General features: G+C 40.0%; 15 protein-coding genes. 3 read left to right on the forward strand and 12 right to left on the reverse strand.

Going from position 1 to position 17,013, the window contains the following annotated elements; all coding sequences use genetic code 11:
- Position 1: 1 nt before the first annotated feature.
- The 3 genes from ACL9RF_RS16705 to gyrB all read right to left on the reverse strand — a co-directional run bounded on the left by ACL9RF_RS16705 (position 2) and on the right by gyrB (position 6,452).
- The gene (locus tag ACL9RF_RS16705) at positions 2-2,089 is read right to left on the reverse strand and encodes a ComEC/Rec2 family competence protein (protein ID WP_422801782.1); all 2,088 of its coding nucleotides are present in this window, start codon (positions 2,087-2,089) and stop codon (positions 2-4) included.
- The gene (locus ACL9RF_RS16710; RefSeq protein WP_422801783.1) at positions 2,077-4,068 is read right to left on the reverse strand and encodes a helix-hairpin-helix domain-containing protein; all 1,992 of its coding nucleotides are present in this window, start codon (positions 4,066-4,068) and stop codon (positions 2,077-2,079) included. Before ACL9RF_RS16710 ends, ACL9RF_RS16705 begins: the two co-directional genes overlap by 13 nt.
- Before the next feature lie 425 nt (positions 4,069-4,493).
- Complete coding sequence (gene gyrB, locus ACL9RF_RS16715) at positions 4,494-6,452, reverse strand: DNA topoisomerase (ATP-hydrolyzing) subunit B (protein ID WP_422801784.1); 1,959 nt, start codon at positions 6,450-6,452, stop codon at positions 4,494-4,496.
- 183 nt (positions 6,453-6,635) lie between these two features.
- Between gyrB and ACL9RF_RS16720 the strand changes: the two genes are divergently transcribed.
- Positions 6,636-7,256, forward strand: coding sequence for an OmpH family outer membrane protein (locus ACL9RF_RS16720; RefSeq protein WP_422801785.1), 621 nt, complete (start codon positions 6,636-6,638; stop codon positions 7,254-7,256).
- Between the two features lie 201 nt (positions 7,257-7,457).
- Positions 7,458-8,363: a CorA family divalent cation transporter gene (locus ACL9RF_RS16725; RefSeq protein ID WP_422801786.1), complete on the forward strand. Its 906-nt coding sequence runs from the start codon at positions 7,458-7,460 to the stop codon at positions 8,361-8,363.
- 14 nt (positions 8,364-8,377) lie between these two features.
- On the opposite strand, the gene tsaB is transcribed toward ACL9RF_RS16725, so the two are convergent.
- From tsaB to mscL, 5 genes are all read right to left on the reverse strand, one after another.
- The gene (gene tsaB, locus ACL9RF_RS16730; RefSeq protein ID WP_422801787.1) at positions 8,378-9,076 is read right to left on the reverse strand and encodes a tRNA (adenosine(37)-N6)-threonylcarbamoyltransferase complex dimerization subunit type 1 TsaB; all 699 of its coding nucleotides are present in this window, start codon (positions 9,074-9,076) and stop codon (positions 8,378-8,380) included.
- Positions 9,077-9,094: 18 nt separating this feature from the next.
- On the reverse strand, positions 9,095-9,346 hold the full coding sequence (gene yidD / locus ACL9RF_RS16735; protein ID WP_422801788.1) for a membrane protein insertion efficiency factor YidD: 252 nt from the start codon (positions 9,344-9,346) through the stop codon (positions 9,095-9,097).
- Positions 9,312-9,719 carry a ribonuclease P protein component gene (rnpA, locus tag ACL9RF_RS16740; RefSeq protein WP_422801789.1) on the reverse strand — a complete coding sequence of 136 codons (408 nt, stop codon included), beginning with the start codon at positions 9,717-9,719 and terminating at the stop codon, positions 9,312-9,314. The genes yidD and rnpA overlap by 35 nt, the downstream gene beginning before the upstream one ends.
- A gap of 59 nt (positions 9,720-9,778) precedes the next feature.
- Positions 9,779-9,937 (reverse strand): 50S ribosomal protein L34, encoded by a 159-nt coding sequence (rpmH, locus tag ACL9RF_RS16745; protein ID WP_081643199.1) that lies wholly within the window; start codon positions 9,935-9,937, stop codon positions 9,779-9,781.
- 150 nt (positions 9,938-10,087) lie between these two features.
- A complete protein-coding gene (gene mscL, locus ACL9RF_RS16750) occupies positions 10,088-10,495 on the reverse strand; it encodes a large-conductance mechanosensitive channel protein MscL (RefSeq protein ID WP_422801790.1) in 408 nt (135 codons plus the stop codon).
- A 182-nt stretch (positions 10,496-10,677) separates the two neighbouring features.
- Here mscL and ACL9RF_RS16755 point away from each other — a divergent pair, with 182 nt between their 5' ends.
- A complete protein-coding gene (locus ACL9RF_RS16755; protein ID WP_422801791.1) occupies positions 10,678-11,319 on the forward strand; it encodes a response regulator in 642 nt (213 codons plus the stop codon).
- Between the two features lie 255 nt (positions 11,320-11,574).
- Here ACL9RF_RS16755 and ftsZ read toward each other — a convergent pair whose 3' ends face one another.
- From ftsZ to murC, 4 genes are all read right to left on the reverse strand, one after another.
- Positions 11,575-13,302 (reverse strand): cell division protein FtsZ, encoded by a 1,728-nt coding sequence (gene ftsZ / locus ACL9RF_RS16760; protein WP_422801792.1) that lies wholly within the window; start codon positions 13,300-13,302, stop codon positions 11,575-11,577.
- Between the two features lie 138 nt (positions 13,303-13,440).
- Entirely contained in the window at positions 13,441-14,805 is a 1,365-nt protein-coding gene (gene ftsA / locus ACL9RF_RS16765) for a cell division protein FtsA (RefSeq protein ID WP_422801793.1), read from the reverse strand.
- A 31-nt stretch (positions 14,806-14,836) separates the two neighbouring features.
- Positions 14,837-15,658, reverse strand: coding sequence for a cell division protein FtsQ/DivIB (locus ACL9RF_RS16770; protein ID WP_422801794.1), 822 nt, complete (start codon positions 15,656-15,658; stop codon positions 14,837-14,839).
- Between the two features lies 1 nt (position 15,659).
- The gene (murC, locus tag ACL9RF_RS16775) at positions 15,660-17,012 is read right to left on the reverse strand and encodes a UDP-N-acetylmuramate--L-alanine ligase (RefSeq protein WP_422801795.1); all 1,353 of its coding nucleotides are present in this window, start codon (positions 17,010-17,012) and stop codon (positions 15,660-15,662) included.
- Position 17,013 lies beyond the last annotated feature (1 nt).

A 17,013-nucleotide genomic window follows, 5' to 3' on the forward strand; every position in this document is an offset into this window, starting at 1 on the left:
ACTAATCCTCTGGCCAAACATAAGCAAAATTATTATTTAGAAAATAAAACCTATGCGGATATTTTAAAGCTACCTTCTTCAATCTATCGATATGCGAGGCGGTATTACTGCCATCGACGAGAATGGTGAGGGCAGGGTTTTTCACGATTATAGGTTCTATCGGACTGCTATTATTATGACGCCACAACAGGTACCGGTAGCTGTGCAGTGCGGGTGGTGAAAGCCGATCCATTACAAACAGCTTTTGCCCCAGAAGATCCACTGTAGCCCCCGTATTACCAGCATAAAAAATAAATTTTATGTCCTCCATACGGGCATACCGCTTTACATCCGGAAATAGACTATAACGTAAGGCTGGATGTCGTAGCGAGTCTAAAGACGATACTACAACAACCTTTCCGCTAGCTATACTGGCCACGGCAAACCCTTGTTTTAAGGTATAAATACGAATACCCCGGTACTGCTGCTGTTGTATACTGCTGGCGACACATAAAGTAATCAATAGAGCGACAGAAAGTGCGCCCAACTTAAGGTACAGCTTCTTTTGGTAACAAAGCCCCAGCAGCAGCAACGCTAATGCCAGGTAATACAACAACAGCTCTGTTGCGGTCCACACTATCCCATCGATAGTTGCAAAGGGAAAATTTGCAATACGACGAAGTACGTTGAAAATACCCAGCAGCATAAAATCTAGAATTTGCCCTAAAACAATACTCAGCGAAACTATCGGACAGCATGCCAACAGTAGTCCGAGGTACATTACCGCCGCAACGCAATAACCTATACCCAGGTTAGCGATTAAAAAATAAGTGGGAAACTGTCCGAAGTAGTAGATAACGACTGGTGCCGTAAAGAGCTGTGCCGCCATACCTACATAACAGGTGCCGAACAAGGCTGCTAAATATTTATTTTTAGGCATATAGAATGCCTTAAATAAAGGAAACACCAGCATAATACCCAGCATGGCCAAGTAAGAAAGCTGAAAGCCTACCTGAAATAGCGCATTCGGCGCGCATAATAAAATAAAAAATGCCGAGGCAAATAAAGTATTTAACGGTTGCTGTTGCCGATAGAAAAGCATGCTGACCAAGTAAAAGGATAGCATAATACCGGCCCGAAGTATGGGCGCTGCCAAACCGGTAAGAAAAACATAAATCCATACCATCATACAGATAAAAACGATACGTACTACCCTTCCCCAGCTGTATCGATCCAAAACTTGCAGCAGGTAGGCCATACAGGCAAATACCATACTAACATGTAAACCCGAAACGCTTAATATATGTATGGTACCTGTTTGGGAAAAGGCGTCCTTAACATGTTGGTCTAAAGCCCCCCGATACCCAAGAATTAAAGCAGCTATAGCCTGATAGGCTTCTGGAATCTTTAGGTATCTTTTATACTTTTCCAGCAGTTTATGGCGCATATTAATGGCATAATACCGCAATACATAACGTTGATTTTTTGCTAGTATTTGTATAGCAGACTGCTGTATAAAGCACTGATCGTAAACACCTACGTACGCTAAATATTGCTTGTAATTAAATTCTCTGGGATTTTTGGGCCCCTCGACAGGGATACAGCGTTTGAGAAACAAAACTTTATCGCCATATTCAAACTGCCTCTGATGTACGTCATCCTGCTGCTGTACGTAGGCTAGCAATCGGCCTGATGTGCTGCCTCCCTCTGCTGCTGCTGTGGCAGCGCTCCAGGTAACGTTTACAAAAAAACGATAACTTTTATTTTTGAATACCGGCTCTTCATCAATCACCCCCATCAGCAAGGTAGAATCGGCAAGTTTAGAAAAATGATTATCCTGATATGTGGGTATACTCTTGGCCGTAATCCAGAGGCCTGAAAAAAATGTAAACAGCGAAAAGAAAACGGTAAATACACCCGTTACAATAGGTTGCTTTATAAAAACACAAAGCAGTACAAACAGTAAAATCAAGATAAGAACAATACAATCAAAAAAAGGAATATAGAAATACTGAGCGACTAAAATCCCCAAAGTAAAAGGAAGCAATAGCCGCATCATGGGCACTTTGGATAAGGTAACATCCAGCAACTTATCTTCTAGATATGCCATCTTACCTGTACCTTAATATCAGACCTTATATTCCTATCAATCCGCTCTAATCCAGCACCTAAAGATTCTTGTTTTGGGAAATAGGAAATTGCATAACGCGCCCATAGCTCCATGCTGGATAACATCTTCCAGTGAAGGTTAAGGTACGTGCGGAGCCCCCTACCATTATACACGGGAAATGCTCCGGCATAACGTATATCTTGTTCATAAGCATAAATACGAGCATAATAACTGTCTGTGTTAAAATATGCCAGGCGTACGTTGATCTTAAATTTATTCTTTGCGGAAGACCAAAAAAAATCCTGATATACCAATAAGCCCAGTGCTTTGGCATTAAATGCTTTGTTATAATGCATCCCCTCTATACGGCCAGCAATACGCCAAATAGCATTAAGCTTAACCTGGTAATCCAGTCGAAGTTGATGCCTATTGACATCTGCAATAATGCGATCTTTCTTCGTTACATTATGGTTTTCCTGATTGAACCTATAGCGATAGCGAAGCCCCAATTTGCCCCGTTTATACCATAAGTATGTGAATTGTGTTAACATATCCATTCCCGCGCTAGGCCCATCCACCCGATAACGCCACCACGGAAATTTAAAAATATCAACATAAGTAACCCATTCAAACTTACGGGCCCGCTGGTATTGTATACCAAACATTAGGGCATGTTCATTGCATACCTTCGTTCCCTCGCCAAGGGCATTGCCATAATAGGCATAATAACCGGGGGCATAATACCGAAAGCTTCCAAACCAAAAAAGGTTGGGATTGACGACAGCCAGCACTCCATTTAACACGGAAAGAGCCTTAAGGTTGGAAAGCGCCATTTCTCCATAGAGGTAGTAATTTTTTAAAGCATAGCGATACGCTCCGCCCAACAGTACATTATTCTTACCGCGGAAATCATAACGATGTGCTACATCCTCTGGACTAATTTTCCTATATTTAAAGCGATTTAATACCGCAGAAAATTCGAGGTTAAACCGCCCTTTATGAAACCTCAAGTTACTACCACAGCTAAGTAAAGGAACTGATTTTCTATACCTCTGTTCTGTAGGCGTACGGTGCAGACCACTCGAATGCAGGGTACTTAAAACCCACTCATTATTATGCTGCTCTACCCTACCCGACAATTTATTATAGGCCACAAAAGGTATCCATTCCCATTTTTCGTATTGAAATTGAGCCGCCAAGCCCCGTAGAAAATTACGCTTATCTATGCCCGTGTAAGCCACAAGCCCCTGCCCCTGTTTTGCCAAGCCATTTACAAAAGTACCTTTGCCTAAGGCAAAACCATTCCAGAGCATTAGTCCCTGACCTATCTGTAGGCCATAATCTCCTAACACTATTTTTTTTAAGTTTTTACTGATAGCTTTAATCTCTAAATGACCACTGTAAAAGTCAAAGCCATACTTTTGCTGATAGGCAAAGAAAGGCTCTCCGGCGTCTTTCTTCATATTTAGGGAGAAGCGAAAACTATTTTTATAGTCTAACCGGTACCGAAGAATTACCCGATCGGGACTACCCAAATAGCGCGATCGCGCAAGATCCGTAATCTGATAACCCCATTTTTCCTGTAAAGTTCTATCCCAACGCAACATAACACTAGAGGTAACGAGCTGTTCATCGCCGCTTAGCCGCTCCCGGATACTGGAAAATATCGCTGGCACATAGACAAATGGTAGAAGCCGTGTGACGTCCTTAATAGATAAACCCTCTACAGCCTGCAGTTCCATAACATCGATAAAAGAACCCGATTTATCACGATGTGCGATCAGGTTATCAATCTGCAGCGGATTTAAAAAGAAAAGGCCTGCTAACTGGGCTGCATCTGCGGTATTAAGGTCAATAGGATGCTTACGGTAATATAATAACTTAGCAACGAAATCGCTAAAATCTTCATCGCCAGAATAATCGGCTACAATTTCTTGTATCAAGGCATCCATATCCTGCACTTGGGCGGCACTATGCATGGGGATAAAGGAAAAACAAACAAGGAAAAACAGGGGGCACAAGGGCGAAAGGATATAGAAGCATACCTGATATGCATATCCCCACCTCCACTGATCATAATAAAATACGGCAAACCGAATACTAAAGCGAAGATTTTTGGGCAGAAGTATATAAATAAATACCCCATCCATTAGTCCATGGTTATAAATTGGTTATAAATTGGTTTTACTTTAAAGTTAGGGAATTGCAAGACAGCAACAAATTGATTACCATCACAATAAATACCACAACTTTAAAATGCCCATTAACAGGAAGAACAGCAGTACCACCTCCTCCCCATTCCAGTACAGTTAAAGTCGTATTTTACCCATCTGCAGGAAAAATAAGTGATAAAAAAAGAGGTGCCCCTAAATGAGGCACCTCTCCTATATAAAAAAATATTAGTTTAAATATCAATTTTAGCGTAACGCGCATTACGTTCAATAAACTCGCGGCGAGGAGCAACCTCATCTCCCATCAGCATAGAGAATACGCGATCACTTTCTGCGGCATTTTCTATCGTTACCTGGCGGAGTGTACGGTTTTCTGGGTTCATGGTCGTATCCCATAACTGATCTGCATTCATCTCCCCCAAACCTTTATAACGCTGAACATGTACTGAATCCTCCTTACCGGCACCTTTAAGGCGCTGAATAGCATTTAAACGTTGGTCTTCAGTCCAGGCATACTCAAAGTCTTTCCCTTTTTTCACCAAGTAAAGCGGAGGTGTAGCAATATAAACATATCCTTTTTCAATCAATTCCCGCATATAACGGAAGTAGAACGTTAAGATCAGCGTTGCAATGTGGCTACCATCCACATCGGCATCCGTCATAATAATAATTTTATGGTATCTTAACTTAGCGGTATTTAAAGCCTTAGGATCTTCTTCTGTACCTACAGAAACACCAAGCGCAGTAAACATATTTTTAATCTCTTCGTTCTCGTAGATTTTATGCTCCATAGCCTTTTCCACGTTAAGAATCTTACCGCGTAATGGCATAATCGCTTGGTTGGTACGGTCACGGCCTTGTTTGGCTGTTCCCCCGGCGGAGTCCCCTTCGACAAAGAAAATTTCACAAACTGCAGGATCATTACTTGAACAGTCGGCCAATTTCCCCGGTAACCCAGAGCCACTCATAACCGTTTTTCGTTGCACAAGATCACGTGCTTTACGCGCAGCGGCACGCGCCTGAGCAGCAATAAGCACCTTCTGTACAATAACCTTGGCTTCGCGCGGATTTTCTTCGAGATAAGTACCTAAAATTTCACCAACAGCCACATCTACAGCCCCCATCACCTCGGTATTCCCTAGTTTAGTTTTTGTCTGCCCCTCAAACTGAGGTTCAGCAACTTTCACGGAAATTACTGCCGTTAAGCCTTCCCTAAAATCATCCCCTGTAACTTCCACCTTAGAGTTCTTTAACAGACCCGAGTCATCCGCATATTTCTTTAAAATACGCGTTAAACCGCGGCGGAAACCAGCCACGTGGCTACCCCCCTCTATGGTATTGATATTATTTACATAAGAGTGAACATTTTCAGAATAGGTATCGTTATACTGAAAAGATAACTCTACAGGTATACCTTGTTTAACCCCCTCTAAATAAATAGGCTCAGGAATTAATGCCGTTCTATTTCCATCCAGAAACTTCACAAACTCGCGTAAACCACCCTCCGAGAAAAAAACATCCTTTTTATCGGATCCATCCTCATTCGGCTCTCTCTCATCGGCCAATGTTAACGTAATTCCTTTGTTTAAGAAAGCCAATTCCCGAAGACGATTTGCTAACGTGTCGTAGTTATAGGTAATCGTCTGCGTAAAAATTTCAGGGTCTGGAGAGAATGTTACAATCGTTCCAGTCTTCTCCGATACACCAACGGCTTTAACCTCGTACATAGGCTTACCACGTTCATACTCCTGATTAAAGATTTTTCCTTCCCGGTGTACTTCAGCTTTCAGGTGTGTAGACAAGGCATTCACACAAGAAACCCCAACACCATGTAAACCACCAGAAACTTTATACGTATCCTTATCGAATTTCCCACCAGCGTGCAAAATGGTCATAACCAACTCCAAGGCTGATTTATTTTCCTTTTTATTAATACCTGTAGGAATACCACGCCCGTTATCTTGTACAGAAATCGAATTATCTTTATGGATAGTAACGTGAATTTCATCGCAGTAACCAGCTACAGCTTCGTCAATAGAGTTATCGACAACCTCATACACCAAGTGGTGCAAACCTTTAGGACCCGTATCTCCAATATACATGGATGGTCGTTTCCGCACTGCTTCCAGGCCTTCTAAAACCTGAATATTATCGGCAGAATACGTTGTAGGATTCTTTTTTTCTTCGCTCATGAATGTTATTAAAATCAGAAAAAATTAACTCTCAAAGTTAATAAAAATTAAGGACTTAAGCAAGGTTTCGGGCGGTCAAAATTTGCTAATAAACACATTTTTAACCCACAATATTTGTAAAATAATGGATTTTCAATTTTTTTATAGTAGGTTTGCTTCTTTAACAGAAAACACGCTATTAGAATGAATAAATATCTTACAAATCTTTCAAAAATTGCCTTAGGCGCTTTAGCAATTACAGCCGTTGCCTGTAGCCAAAATAACAACAGCGCAACAGCACCTGTAAAAAATGATAGTACAGCGGTAAACAGCCCTGTTACTGGAAAAGAGAAAATTGTATTCGTAAATTCGGACTCCTTATCTGAGAAGTACGTTTATTTTAAAGATATTAAAGCCAAGTTAGAGGCAAAGGCTAAAAAAGCACAGAACGACCTACAAGCGAAGGGACAAGCCTTCCAACGTGAGGTAGCTGAAGCCGAACAGAAGTTAGGTACCATGAGTGCATCAGAGCGTCAGGCTACCGAAGAGCGTTTAGCGCGTAAACAACAAGAGTTGGCACAATTGAACCAAAATGCATCAAGCTCTTTAGCACAAGACGAAGCGACAGAATTCAATACGATGTACAACACGATTACCGATTACTTGAAAAAACATGCAGAAGAAAAAGGATACCAATTTGTATTGACGTATTCTAAAACCAATCCTGCTGTAATTTATGCCGATCCAAAACTGGATGTAACGAAAGAAGTCGTTGCAGCACTGAACAAAGAATACGCAGCGAAAAAAGGTACAGACAAGAAATAAGTCAAAAATAATATCCCCATAATAAAAAGACCAGCTATGCAAAATAGCTGGTCTTTTTTATGGGTACTAACCCCTAATACAGCCTAAAAAAGCCCCAAGCATAACAGGCAGTAACGTAAATAGAGAAGCAATACAAGGATAAACCATAAAATAGCGCCAAAAAATTATATATTTAATTTGAAAAACAACTCAGAGCGTATAATGGCGGAACACATTTTACAAAAACCAACACATAATTTTGAATGGATTGACATCGCTAATCCGAAGATGGAAGACTTTGATGGCCTAAAAGAAAAGTACAACCTGAATGAGGCCTCTATAAAAGACTGCTTAGAATCGGGGCATTTACCCAAAATTGAAGAGTTTGAAAATTATCACTTTTTAGTTTTACGGTCTATTCCAAAAAAAATTGCGGAAGATTCGGATTCTTTAATTGAAATAACGGATCGCATATCTATTTTTTACAACGAAAACATGTTGATAACCGTACACCGCAATCATATCCAGTTTTTAGAGCAATTAAAAAAAATGGATCGGCAGAGCAAAAAATTTTATTCGAGTAAAAGTTTGGTTAATGCGATAGTCTCCGAATCGTTAAAAAGCTTTGAATCCCTTGTGTTGGAAAATATCGCCATACGACTGGATGAATATGAAGAGCGGGTTTTCTTACACCACTACCGAAAACCGTTTATGAAAAAAATATACTATATAAAACGTCAAACCGATGTGATACGTAATGTATTAACCCTATACAAAGATATTGTCGATTACTTCCATATGCCGGCGTATAAAAACATATATACCCAAGACCTGCGGGATAACTTTTACCGAACCAGCACCTTATATAAAAATATATCCGAGAATACAGCGCAATTGTTGTCGATATATTTTAATATCGAATCCAACCATACCAACGAAATTATGCGTACGCTAACTATCATATCCGTATTTTTTATGCCACTAACTTTTATCGTAGGGGTATATGGTATGAATTTTAAGTTTATGCCAGAAATAGATTGGCGTTATGGTTACGCCGCCGTAATGCTAGCGATGTTAGTGCTTTCTATTGCGATCTACCTATGGTTTAAAAAGAAACGTTGGTTGTAACACCGCCGTCTCCCCTACTTACCTAAAATCTTTTTGGGTTGTGTAGCCACAAATTCTTTTAAATAATAGGGCTCAAAATAGATGAGGTCTTCAAAATCTTTTTCGGTAAACTTACGCCAGGCAAGTTTACTTAAGAAACCAGAAGATTGTGCAAAGGTTGCATCAATATGTATTTGAGGCTGCTGTTGAAACAGCGAAGAAAGTTTTGCTGCACCGGATCCGAAAAGATAAACATCCGCAGGGGAATACGCCTGGAAGGTATGTTCATCTATAATAATCGCTGCGGTATCCTGTAACAAAGCTTCGTTACCAGCAAACACCTTGGCATACACCTCCATCCGACGAGCATCCAACATGGGTATATAACGTGCAGCCTGAATTAAGCCATGCGTAGACACATAACCGCTAAACATGCTATCTAAGGTATTTATGGCAATTAAAGGAATATCCAATGCATAACATAAACCTTTGGCCGTAGAAACCCCTATACGCAAGCCAGTATAAGAGCCGGGACCTTTACTAACAGCTACGGCTACTAAATCACTATACAGTAAAGATAAGCTCGAAAGGAGTTCATCTATATACACCGTCAACATGGACGCATGCATATTAGGTTCTTCGGCTTCCCGCAATCCTATAGTCGTGCCATTTGCACTAATAGAAACCGAACATTTATCTGTAGCTGTATCTATCTGTAAGATATAATTAAGCATAGCATTTACTTATCTAAATTAAGGTACCGGATCATGTCCATGCCCTCCCCAGGGATTACAACGTGCAATACGTTTCAAAGCCATCCATCCTCCTTTAAAAGGGCCATATTTTAGGATTGCCTCTTTACCATACTGCGAACAAGTCGGGGTATAGCGGCAGTTGGCACTCCATAAAGGGGAGATAAACAATTGATAAAAGCGTATCAACAGCAAAAAAAACTGCTTTAAAAGCCAGCTAAATGCCTGTAGTGTTGTTTTTAATAAGTTCATCCAGCAGGTTTTTCAAGGCCTTTTCCATTTTTGTATGCATTAAAACAAAAGAAAGCTCTTCTTTACCTACATACTGAATAGCCAAGTTCAGGCGTATTCCAGCCTCACGTAAAGCAGCATACAAGAGTTTTTCTTTCTGTAGCCTATAAGCCTCCCGCATTAGCCTTTTAATACGATTACGCGCATTAGCCCGTTTAAATCTTCTTTTGGAAACCGATATAATCACTTGGGCAATCTGCCCCTTATCGGTAACAGGATTGGCGAGAAAAACCACCCGAAATGGAAAAACAACAAAAGAAGAACCACTTTTGAAAAGCTCATCAATAGCGCTTTTACTGCAAAGTCGTTCTTCTTTTTTAAATTTTTCACTCATACGATGACGATAATAGGCCGAATTCACCAAAAACTATGTCACCGGCGCACAAAGAATAATTAACCTTTGTGACGGTATTCGTCAGAAACTGAAAGACGTTTTCTGCCTTTAGCTCTACGAGATGCCAATACTCTTCTTCCGTTAGCAGTGCTCATACGCTCTCTAAATCCGTGTTTATTTCTTCTTTTTCTTTGCGAAGGCTGAAATGTTCTTTTCATGACGCTTTATTATATTTTTTTATATTAATTACCAATTATTTCCTAAAAACAGGAATGCAAAAGTACTCTATTAATTCGAAATTAGCAAGGATAAAAAACAAAAAAACACACAGCCCCAGCTGTATACTTTATGTTTAAGCCCGTGAATAATTATTTATTACGTAAAATATCACGAATTTCCGTTAGCAAGGCTTCCTCTTTCGTTGGTGCAGCAGGAGCTTCCGGAGCTACTTCCTCCTTTTTCTTCAATGAATTAAGGCCTTTAATAACAACGAAAATACAGAATGCGATAATTAAAAACTGAATTACGACATTAATAAAACTACCGTATTTAATGGCCACCTCGGCAGCATCTGTCGCCGCATCAGCAGGCGTAATTACATATTTAAAACTGGCGAAATCTACACCACCTGTAAGGAAGCCTATTGGGGGCATAATAATATCCTCTACCAGTGAAGTAACAATTTTTCCGAATGCCCCGCCTATAACCACACCGACAGCTAAATCTATTACGCTTCCGCGCATAGCAAACTCTTTAAACTCCTTTATAAATCCCATAATTTATTTAAGATTAATTTTTTACACTATAACAAATATAGTGATATAAATCATAATTAATGATATATTTGCAAAAGTGATAGTTTTTTTAAAAAGATAAAAAAAAGCTAAAGAAGTCTATTATATTTGTTTAACGAAATACTATATACCAAAGTTATTTTACAACCCTAAAACTTTACTCTATGAAAAATATTCTTATTGCCGATGACCATAGTATAGTACGTTTAGGCGCATCTGTGATAATAAAAGAAAAGTTTAATGGCACCGAAATTACACAGGCATCAACGATAAAAGAGGTTTACGACCACATTAAATTTCAAAATTTTGATTTACTGCTTTTAGACATTAATATGCCCGGAGGTAATAATATTAAAATAATACAGGAAATTTTAAATATCCAAAGTGGTCTAAAAATTTTAGTTTTCTCCTCCTACGATGAAAACATCTACGCATTGCGTTATATCGAGGCTGGTGCTGTAGGTTATTTAAATAAAAGTACCGCAATGGAAGAGCTGGCGAATGCCATTAAATGTATAGAGGAACGCGGTAAATATATGTCCGATGCAGTAAAAGACCTGTATGTTCAGAAACTAACAAGCACCAAGGCAAGCCTGGACAAAGTGAATCCACTGAATAAGCTATCGAACCGAGAAATGGATGTAGCCAAACATTTAATTGAGGGCCATGGTATTTTAGATGTTTCAAACTTACTAAGCTTGAGCTCTTCAACCGTAAGCACGTACAAAAGTCGAATTTTCGAAAAACTTACCGTAAATAATATCCCAGACCTCATCGAATTGTTCAAATTACACACGGAGGAATAGGGTATAATTTTAAGTTTAACGTTACCTTATACACAGGAAGTGTTAACCCTACAAAAGCAGCAGAACCAAATGTTTCTGCTGTTTTTGTAGGGTTTTTATTAAGCGCTATAACACGACAAGCAACAAGCACGGCCAAAGCCCCGATTGCTGCGCTAGTAGCATCGGCTAGGTTAAAGCTGTTATAAACAACTAGCGCAGGCTTAAAAAAGGCCTGCGCTAGTTGTTTTATGTATATGTCTATATAGCTATTTTATACTAATCTACGTTATCGTGCAGAAAAGAATTATTGGATCTGATTTCTGTGACGCCATCATCAAATGAAAGCGTAAATCTTGAAACCTGAGAGTCTGATGAATGCGGAACATCATCTAAAACTTTCTGTTTTCTTTTATACGCAGGTTCATTTTCCAGCTCTTGCAAACCATTTGATGATTTTAATTTCATGCTCAATTCCTTCAAACGCAGAATACGTTCTTTAGTCTTCAAAAGCTGATCCTCAAAATTCACCTCCTCCTGTTTTTCCACAAATACGGTCTTATTTTCTACGATATGATTCTGGTTTACATTTACATTTACATTCGTACGTGGAGAAACTTCTGGTACAGCTTGTGGAGCAGCTGCAGCATCCTGATAAGCATCAAAAACCGTAGGCAATTTAAATTCGAACAAAGAAGGAGAAGTTTTTAATTCATAACCATGATTTTCTTCTGCTCTACCCTCTTCTTCTACTATATTCTCATTAACCTCTAAGGTGTGACGTATCATTTGAGGCTCTGCCTGATATGCCTGTTGCGACACATTTGCGGGTCTTGCCGACGTAGTAAACAAATCTGTCTGCGCCATTGTATTGGTAGGTCCTTCGGACGGATTAACGGGCTTTACATATACAGCATGCGCCGCTTCTGCCGGGCGTTCTACAAACTGGTTCTGCGTAACCTGCTTCACATAAGCAGTAGATGAAGGCTCCGGTGTTAATGGTAAAGCCACTTTTTCTTTTTCCTTCTCTTTAACACGCTCCTCAGACGTTTGGAACCCTGTAGCAATAATGGTTACCGAAAGGCTATCTTCCAACGTTTCATCCATACAGTTACCCCAAATAAGATCGGCAGTAAGGCCCGCCTTTTCTTGGATATAGTCGGTAATAATAGCGACCTCATCCATCGTTACTTCCGTAATACCCGAAGTAATGTTTAACAAGATATAACGCGCACCTTCGATTTCATTATCTTTCAATAAAGGCGATGCCAAAGCACCTGTAACAGCCTTAATTGCGCGGTCCTCGCCGGAAGCAATATGATTCCCCATAATAGCGACACCACTGTCGTTCATTACGGTACGTACATCTTTAAAATCGACGTTTAAGTAACCCGGGATAGTGATAATTTCAGCGATACCTTTTGCTGCAGTAGTTAAAATATCATCTGCTTTCGCAAAAGCAGCTGTCATGGTTAAATTACCAAAGATTTCGCGTAAGCGGTCGTTAGAAATAACCAAATAAGAATCTACATATTTACGTAATTCTGCTAAACCGTCTTCTGCTTGAACACGGCGTTTTTTTCCTTCGAATGCAAAAGGCGTAGTAATTATAGCAACGGTAAGAATTCCCATTTCTTTGGCAGCTTTTGCCAAAACCGGGCTTGCCCCCGTTCCTGTACCCCCACCCATACCAGCTGTAATAAACAACATTTTGGTATTGGTACCTAACATTCTTTTTATATCGTCAATACTTTCGATAGCCGAGTTCTCACCTACATCAGGATCCGCACCAGCTCCCATACCCTCTGTAAGACTAACTCCCAATTGTACTTTGTTAGGAATCGGACTTAACTCTAAGGCCTGAGCATCAGTATTACATATGATAAAATCAACTCCACTAATCCCCTGCTTGTACATATGGTTCACGGCATTACCGCCGCCACCACCAACACCTATAACTTTAATAATAGATGATTGCTCTTTTAACATTTCAAATTGTATCGACATAAATATCCTATTTTTATGAACTGTCAAGTTGACGCTATCCTACAGAACTCAACAATTCGAATGTAATTATACACAAATTATCCACAAAAGTTATTAACAAATGTCAAAATGTGGAAAAAACTTTAATAGTGTGGAAAATTATTTTTTTCCAATAAATGTATCATCATCGATTTCCTGATTATCACGAATAAATTCAGAGATAATCTTAGAAAACCAGCTTTCCTTCTTATTTTGTTTTTCCGCAATTTCACGTACCGGTGTTTTATCCGTCTTCTTCGATTTAATTTCATATTGTACGGCCTCATCCTCTTCTACAGCCTGAATACCGCGAATCAATAAGCCCACACTCGTAGCATACATGGGGCTTTTCATTTCCTCAAAGATCACCTTACTAATCATTTCCGTCTTCGCCAAATATTCATTTGGATAGCCAATACGACAATCAATACCGGTGATATACTCGACCAGCTGAACCAAGTGTTTAAGCTGCGCGCCACCTCCCGTAATAACGATACCAGCAATTAATTTATCCTCGTAACCCGAAGCTTTGATTTCATAGTAAACATGCTCTACAATCTCTTCCATCCGAGCTTGGATAATATAAGCCAGGTTCTTTACCGAAACCTCCTTCGAATCTCTACCCCGAATACCAGGTACACAGATAACTTCATTTTCTTTATTTTCGTCGGCCAGCGCAGAACCATAACGAACCTTTAACTGCTCAGCTTGATTACGTAAGACAGCACAGCCCTGTCTAATATCCTCGGTAACAATATTCCCACCCAAAGGAATTACAGCAGTATGACGGATTATTCCTTCATGAAAAATAGCCACATCGGTTGTACCCCCACCAATATCAACTAAAACAACACCAGCCATTTTCTCTTCCTCATCCAATACAGCTTCAGATGATGCCAGAGGTTCTAAAAGCAGGGACGACACTTCAAGATCAGCGTTATCCACACACTTTTTTATATTTTTTATATCCGTAACACGGCCAGAGATAATATGGAAATTAGCTTCCATACGGCGCCCCGCCATACCTACAGGTTCTTTAATACCAGGTTCATTATCGATGGTAAATTCTTGAGGCAGCACATGAATTATTTCCTCCCCTGGAGGCAACACCAATTTGTACATATCCGAGATTAAACGTTCGACATCCAAACGCCCAATTTCATCATCATCATTTTTAGTAAGAATACCACGATGTTGAATACTTTTAATATGCTGACCAGCAATACCCACATTCACGACTTTAATATCTACGTTCGACTGTCCTTCGGCCGAAGAAACAGCTTCACGAATACTATAAACCGTCTTTTGGATATTGGCAACGACCCCTCTGTTCACGCCTGCAGATTCAGCCTTACCCACACCCAGCAGTTCTATCTTGTTCAAACCACTACGACGTCCTACTGTAACACAAATTTTTGTTGTGCCGATGTCCAATCCTACGATGATTGGATTCTCTTTGTCCATTTCTGTAAATTTTGGTTTCATATGCTGTATTTTTGCTGTATTGTTTGCTGTATTAATTATTTTTCATACTCATTTTAAACTGCAAGCTATCCATTATCCAATTTCCCTTACGCTCACAAATAATCTGCCCGCCATATTTCACATTGACCTTTTGATAAGCCTCAGCCCCAACCTTAGGAACAATTTCTGTATAATAAAGTGCTAATCTTTCTAGCTTATAATCCAAAGAATCTGCCGTACCAATAACCAACAGTTCCTTACCCACCCGAGGGATAAGCTCAATATCCTTTTGTTCATTCACATATAACTGAACAATCTGATTTCCCCAAAGGTTATCGTCTTTCACACGATCAACAATCTTAATTAAGTCTTTCAAGAGCTGCGACTCGACCTTTTCCAAAGGCTTACTATAGCCTTCCGAAATATGACCACTGGCAACCAATACGTGAGGAACATATTTTAAGGTAACCGGAATCTTATTACCCACAGCGTCGACATAATATTCCTTTCCGTTGTTATTTATTACCCGCAATAAAACCTCCCGTTGTTGCACCTTTACTTGGATTTTACCATCCATATCTGCATAAACTTCAGCCGCAGATACATAAGGCAATCTTTCGATTTCCAATTCAATGGCATGCAATTTCACCTCCTTCAGAGGCATATGTAATAAGTCGCCAAACTTACTATGTATCATGTTAGAGATATCCTGTTGATCGATAAAAGTTTCTTTACCCTCAACCATCACCGTCAATCCAGCGCAGTTTTGAGCTTTATCCTTACGCGAAATCATTCCCATAAGCACCACTAAACCGCCGAAGACAAGTAGTCCAAGGATAGTATATAAAACCAAATTCCAACGGATATTTCTCATATTATCTTTCCATTATTGCTTTTAAAGGTTTTACTAACCGGTCAATATCTCCCGCACCTACGGTAACGATTAATGCAGGCTGCTCCGTTTCCACAAAGTGGAGAACCTCCGCCGGAGTAACGACCCTTTTATTGGCTAGATCCACCTTTTCTAATAACCATGAAGCCGTAACACCCGCTATAGGGAGCTCGCGAGCTGGATAAATCTCCATCAGTAACAATTCATCAGCCAGCGCCAACACGGATGCGAAACCATCCACAAAATCTCTAGTTCTAGAGAACAAATGCGGTTGGAATACTACCGTAAGTTTCCGCGAAGGGTATAACTTACGCATAGAGGTTAAAAAGGCGCGCAACTCCTCCGGATGATGTGCATAATCGTCGATATATACCTGATCATGCTTCCGGACGATATATTCAAAACGTCGCTTTGCCCCTGCAAAAGAAGCTAAGGCAGCGACAATTTTGTCCATATCGATGCCTAACAAACGTGCCACAGTAATTGCTGCCACCGCATTTTCAACATTATGAAGACCAGGAATCCCTAAGCGGATATCCTGTACTGTAATTCCATCGGCATTATAATCGAAGTAAAACTCCCCATCTTTGACCAACACATTTGCCGCATAAGCATCCGCGACACCATCACGCGTATAACTGATATCCCCCTGAAAAGGCAGCCCCACCTTTACGATACTTTTTCCGCCATCTACAACACGGTCTAAAAAAAGCTTAAACGAATCAATCAAATGCGATTCATCGCCATAAATATCCAAATGATCTGCATCTGCAGATGTTACTACCGCAATATTCGGGTGTAAGGTTAAAAACGATCGGTCATACTCATCAGCCTCCACGACCACGACATTATTCGCACCAAACAAAACATTGCTATTATAGTTGGAGCTTATGCCCCCTAAAAAAGCCGAGCAATCAAATCCCGAATCTTTTAAAATATGCGCAATCATCGTCGATGTTGTCGTTTTACCGTGTGTTCCAGCAACAGCAATAGTAAACCTACTAGCCGAAATAAAACCTAAAACCTGCGAACGTTTAAAAAGTTCAAAGCCCCGTTGTTCGAAGATATTTTTGAGCTGAAGATCTTTAGGAACTGCAGGCGTAAAAATAACAAGTGAATTTTCCGAAGGCGTATTAAAATCTGCAGGAATAAGTTGGGCATCGTCGGTATAAATTACCGGTATTCCCTCTTGCACCAATGCCATAGTCAAATCAGTTTCCGTACGGTCATAACCATAAACCGCACAGCCAAGCTTGTGGAAGTAGCGGGCCAAGCCACTCATCCCGATACCACCGATACCTAGTAAATAAACTTGTTTTATTTGATCTATATTCATT

The organism is Sphingobacterium sp. Mn56C, assembly GCF_049319645.1.
GTDB lineage: Bacteria > Bacteroidota > Bacteroidia > Sphingobacteriales > Sphingobacteriaceae > Sphingobacterium.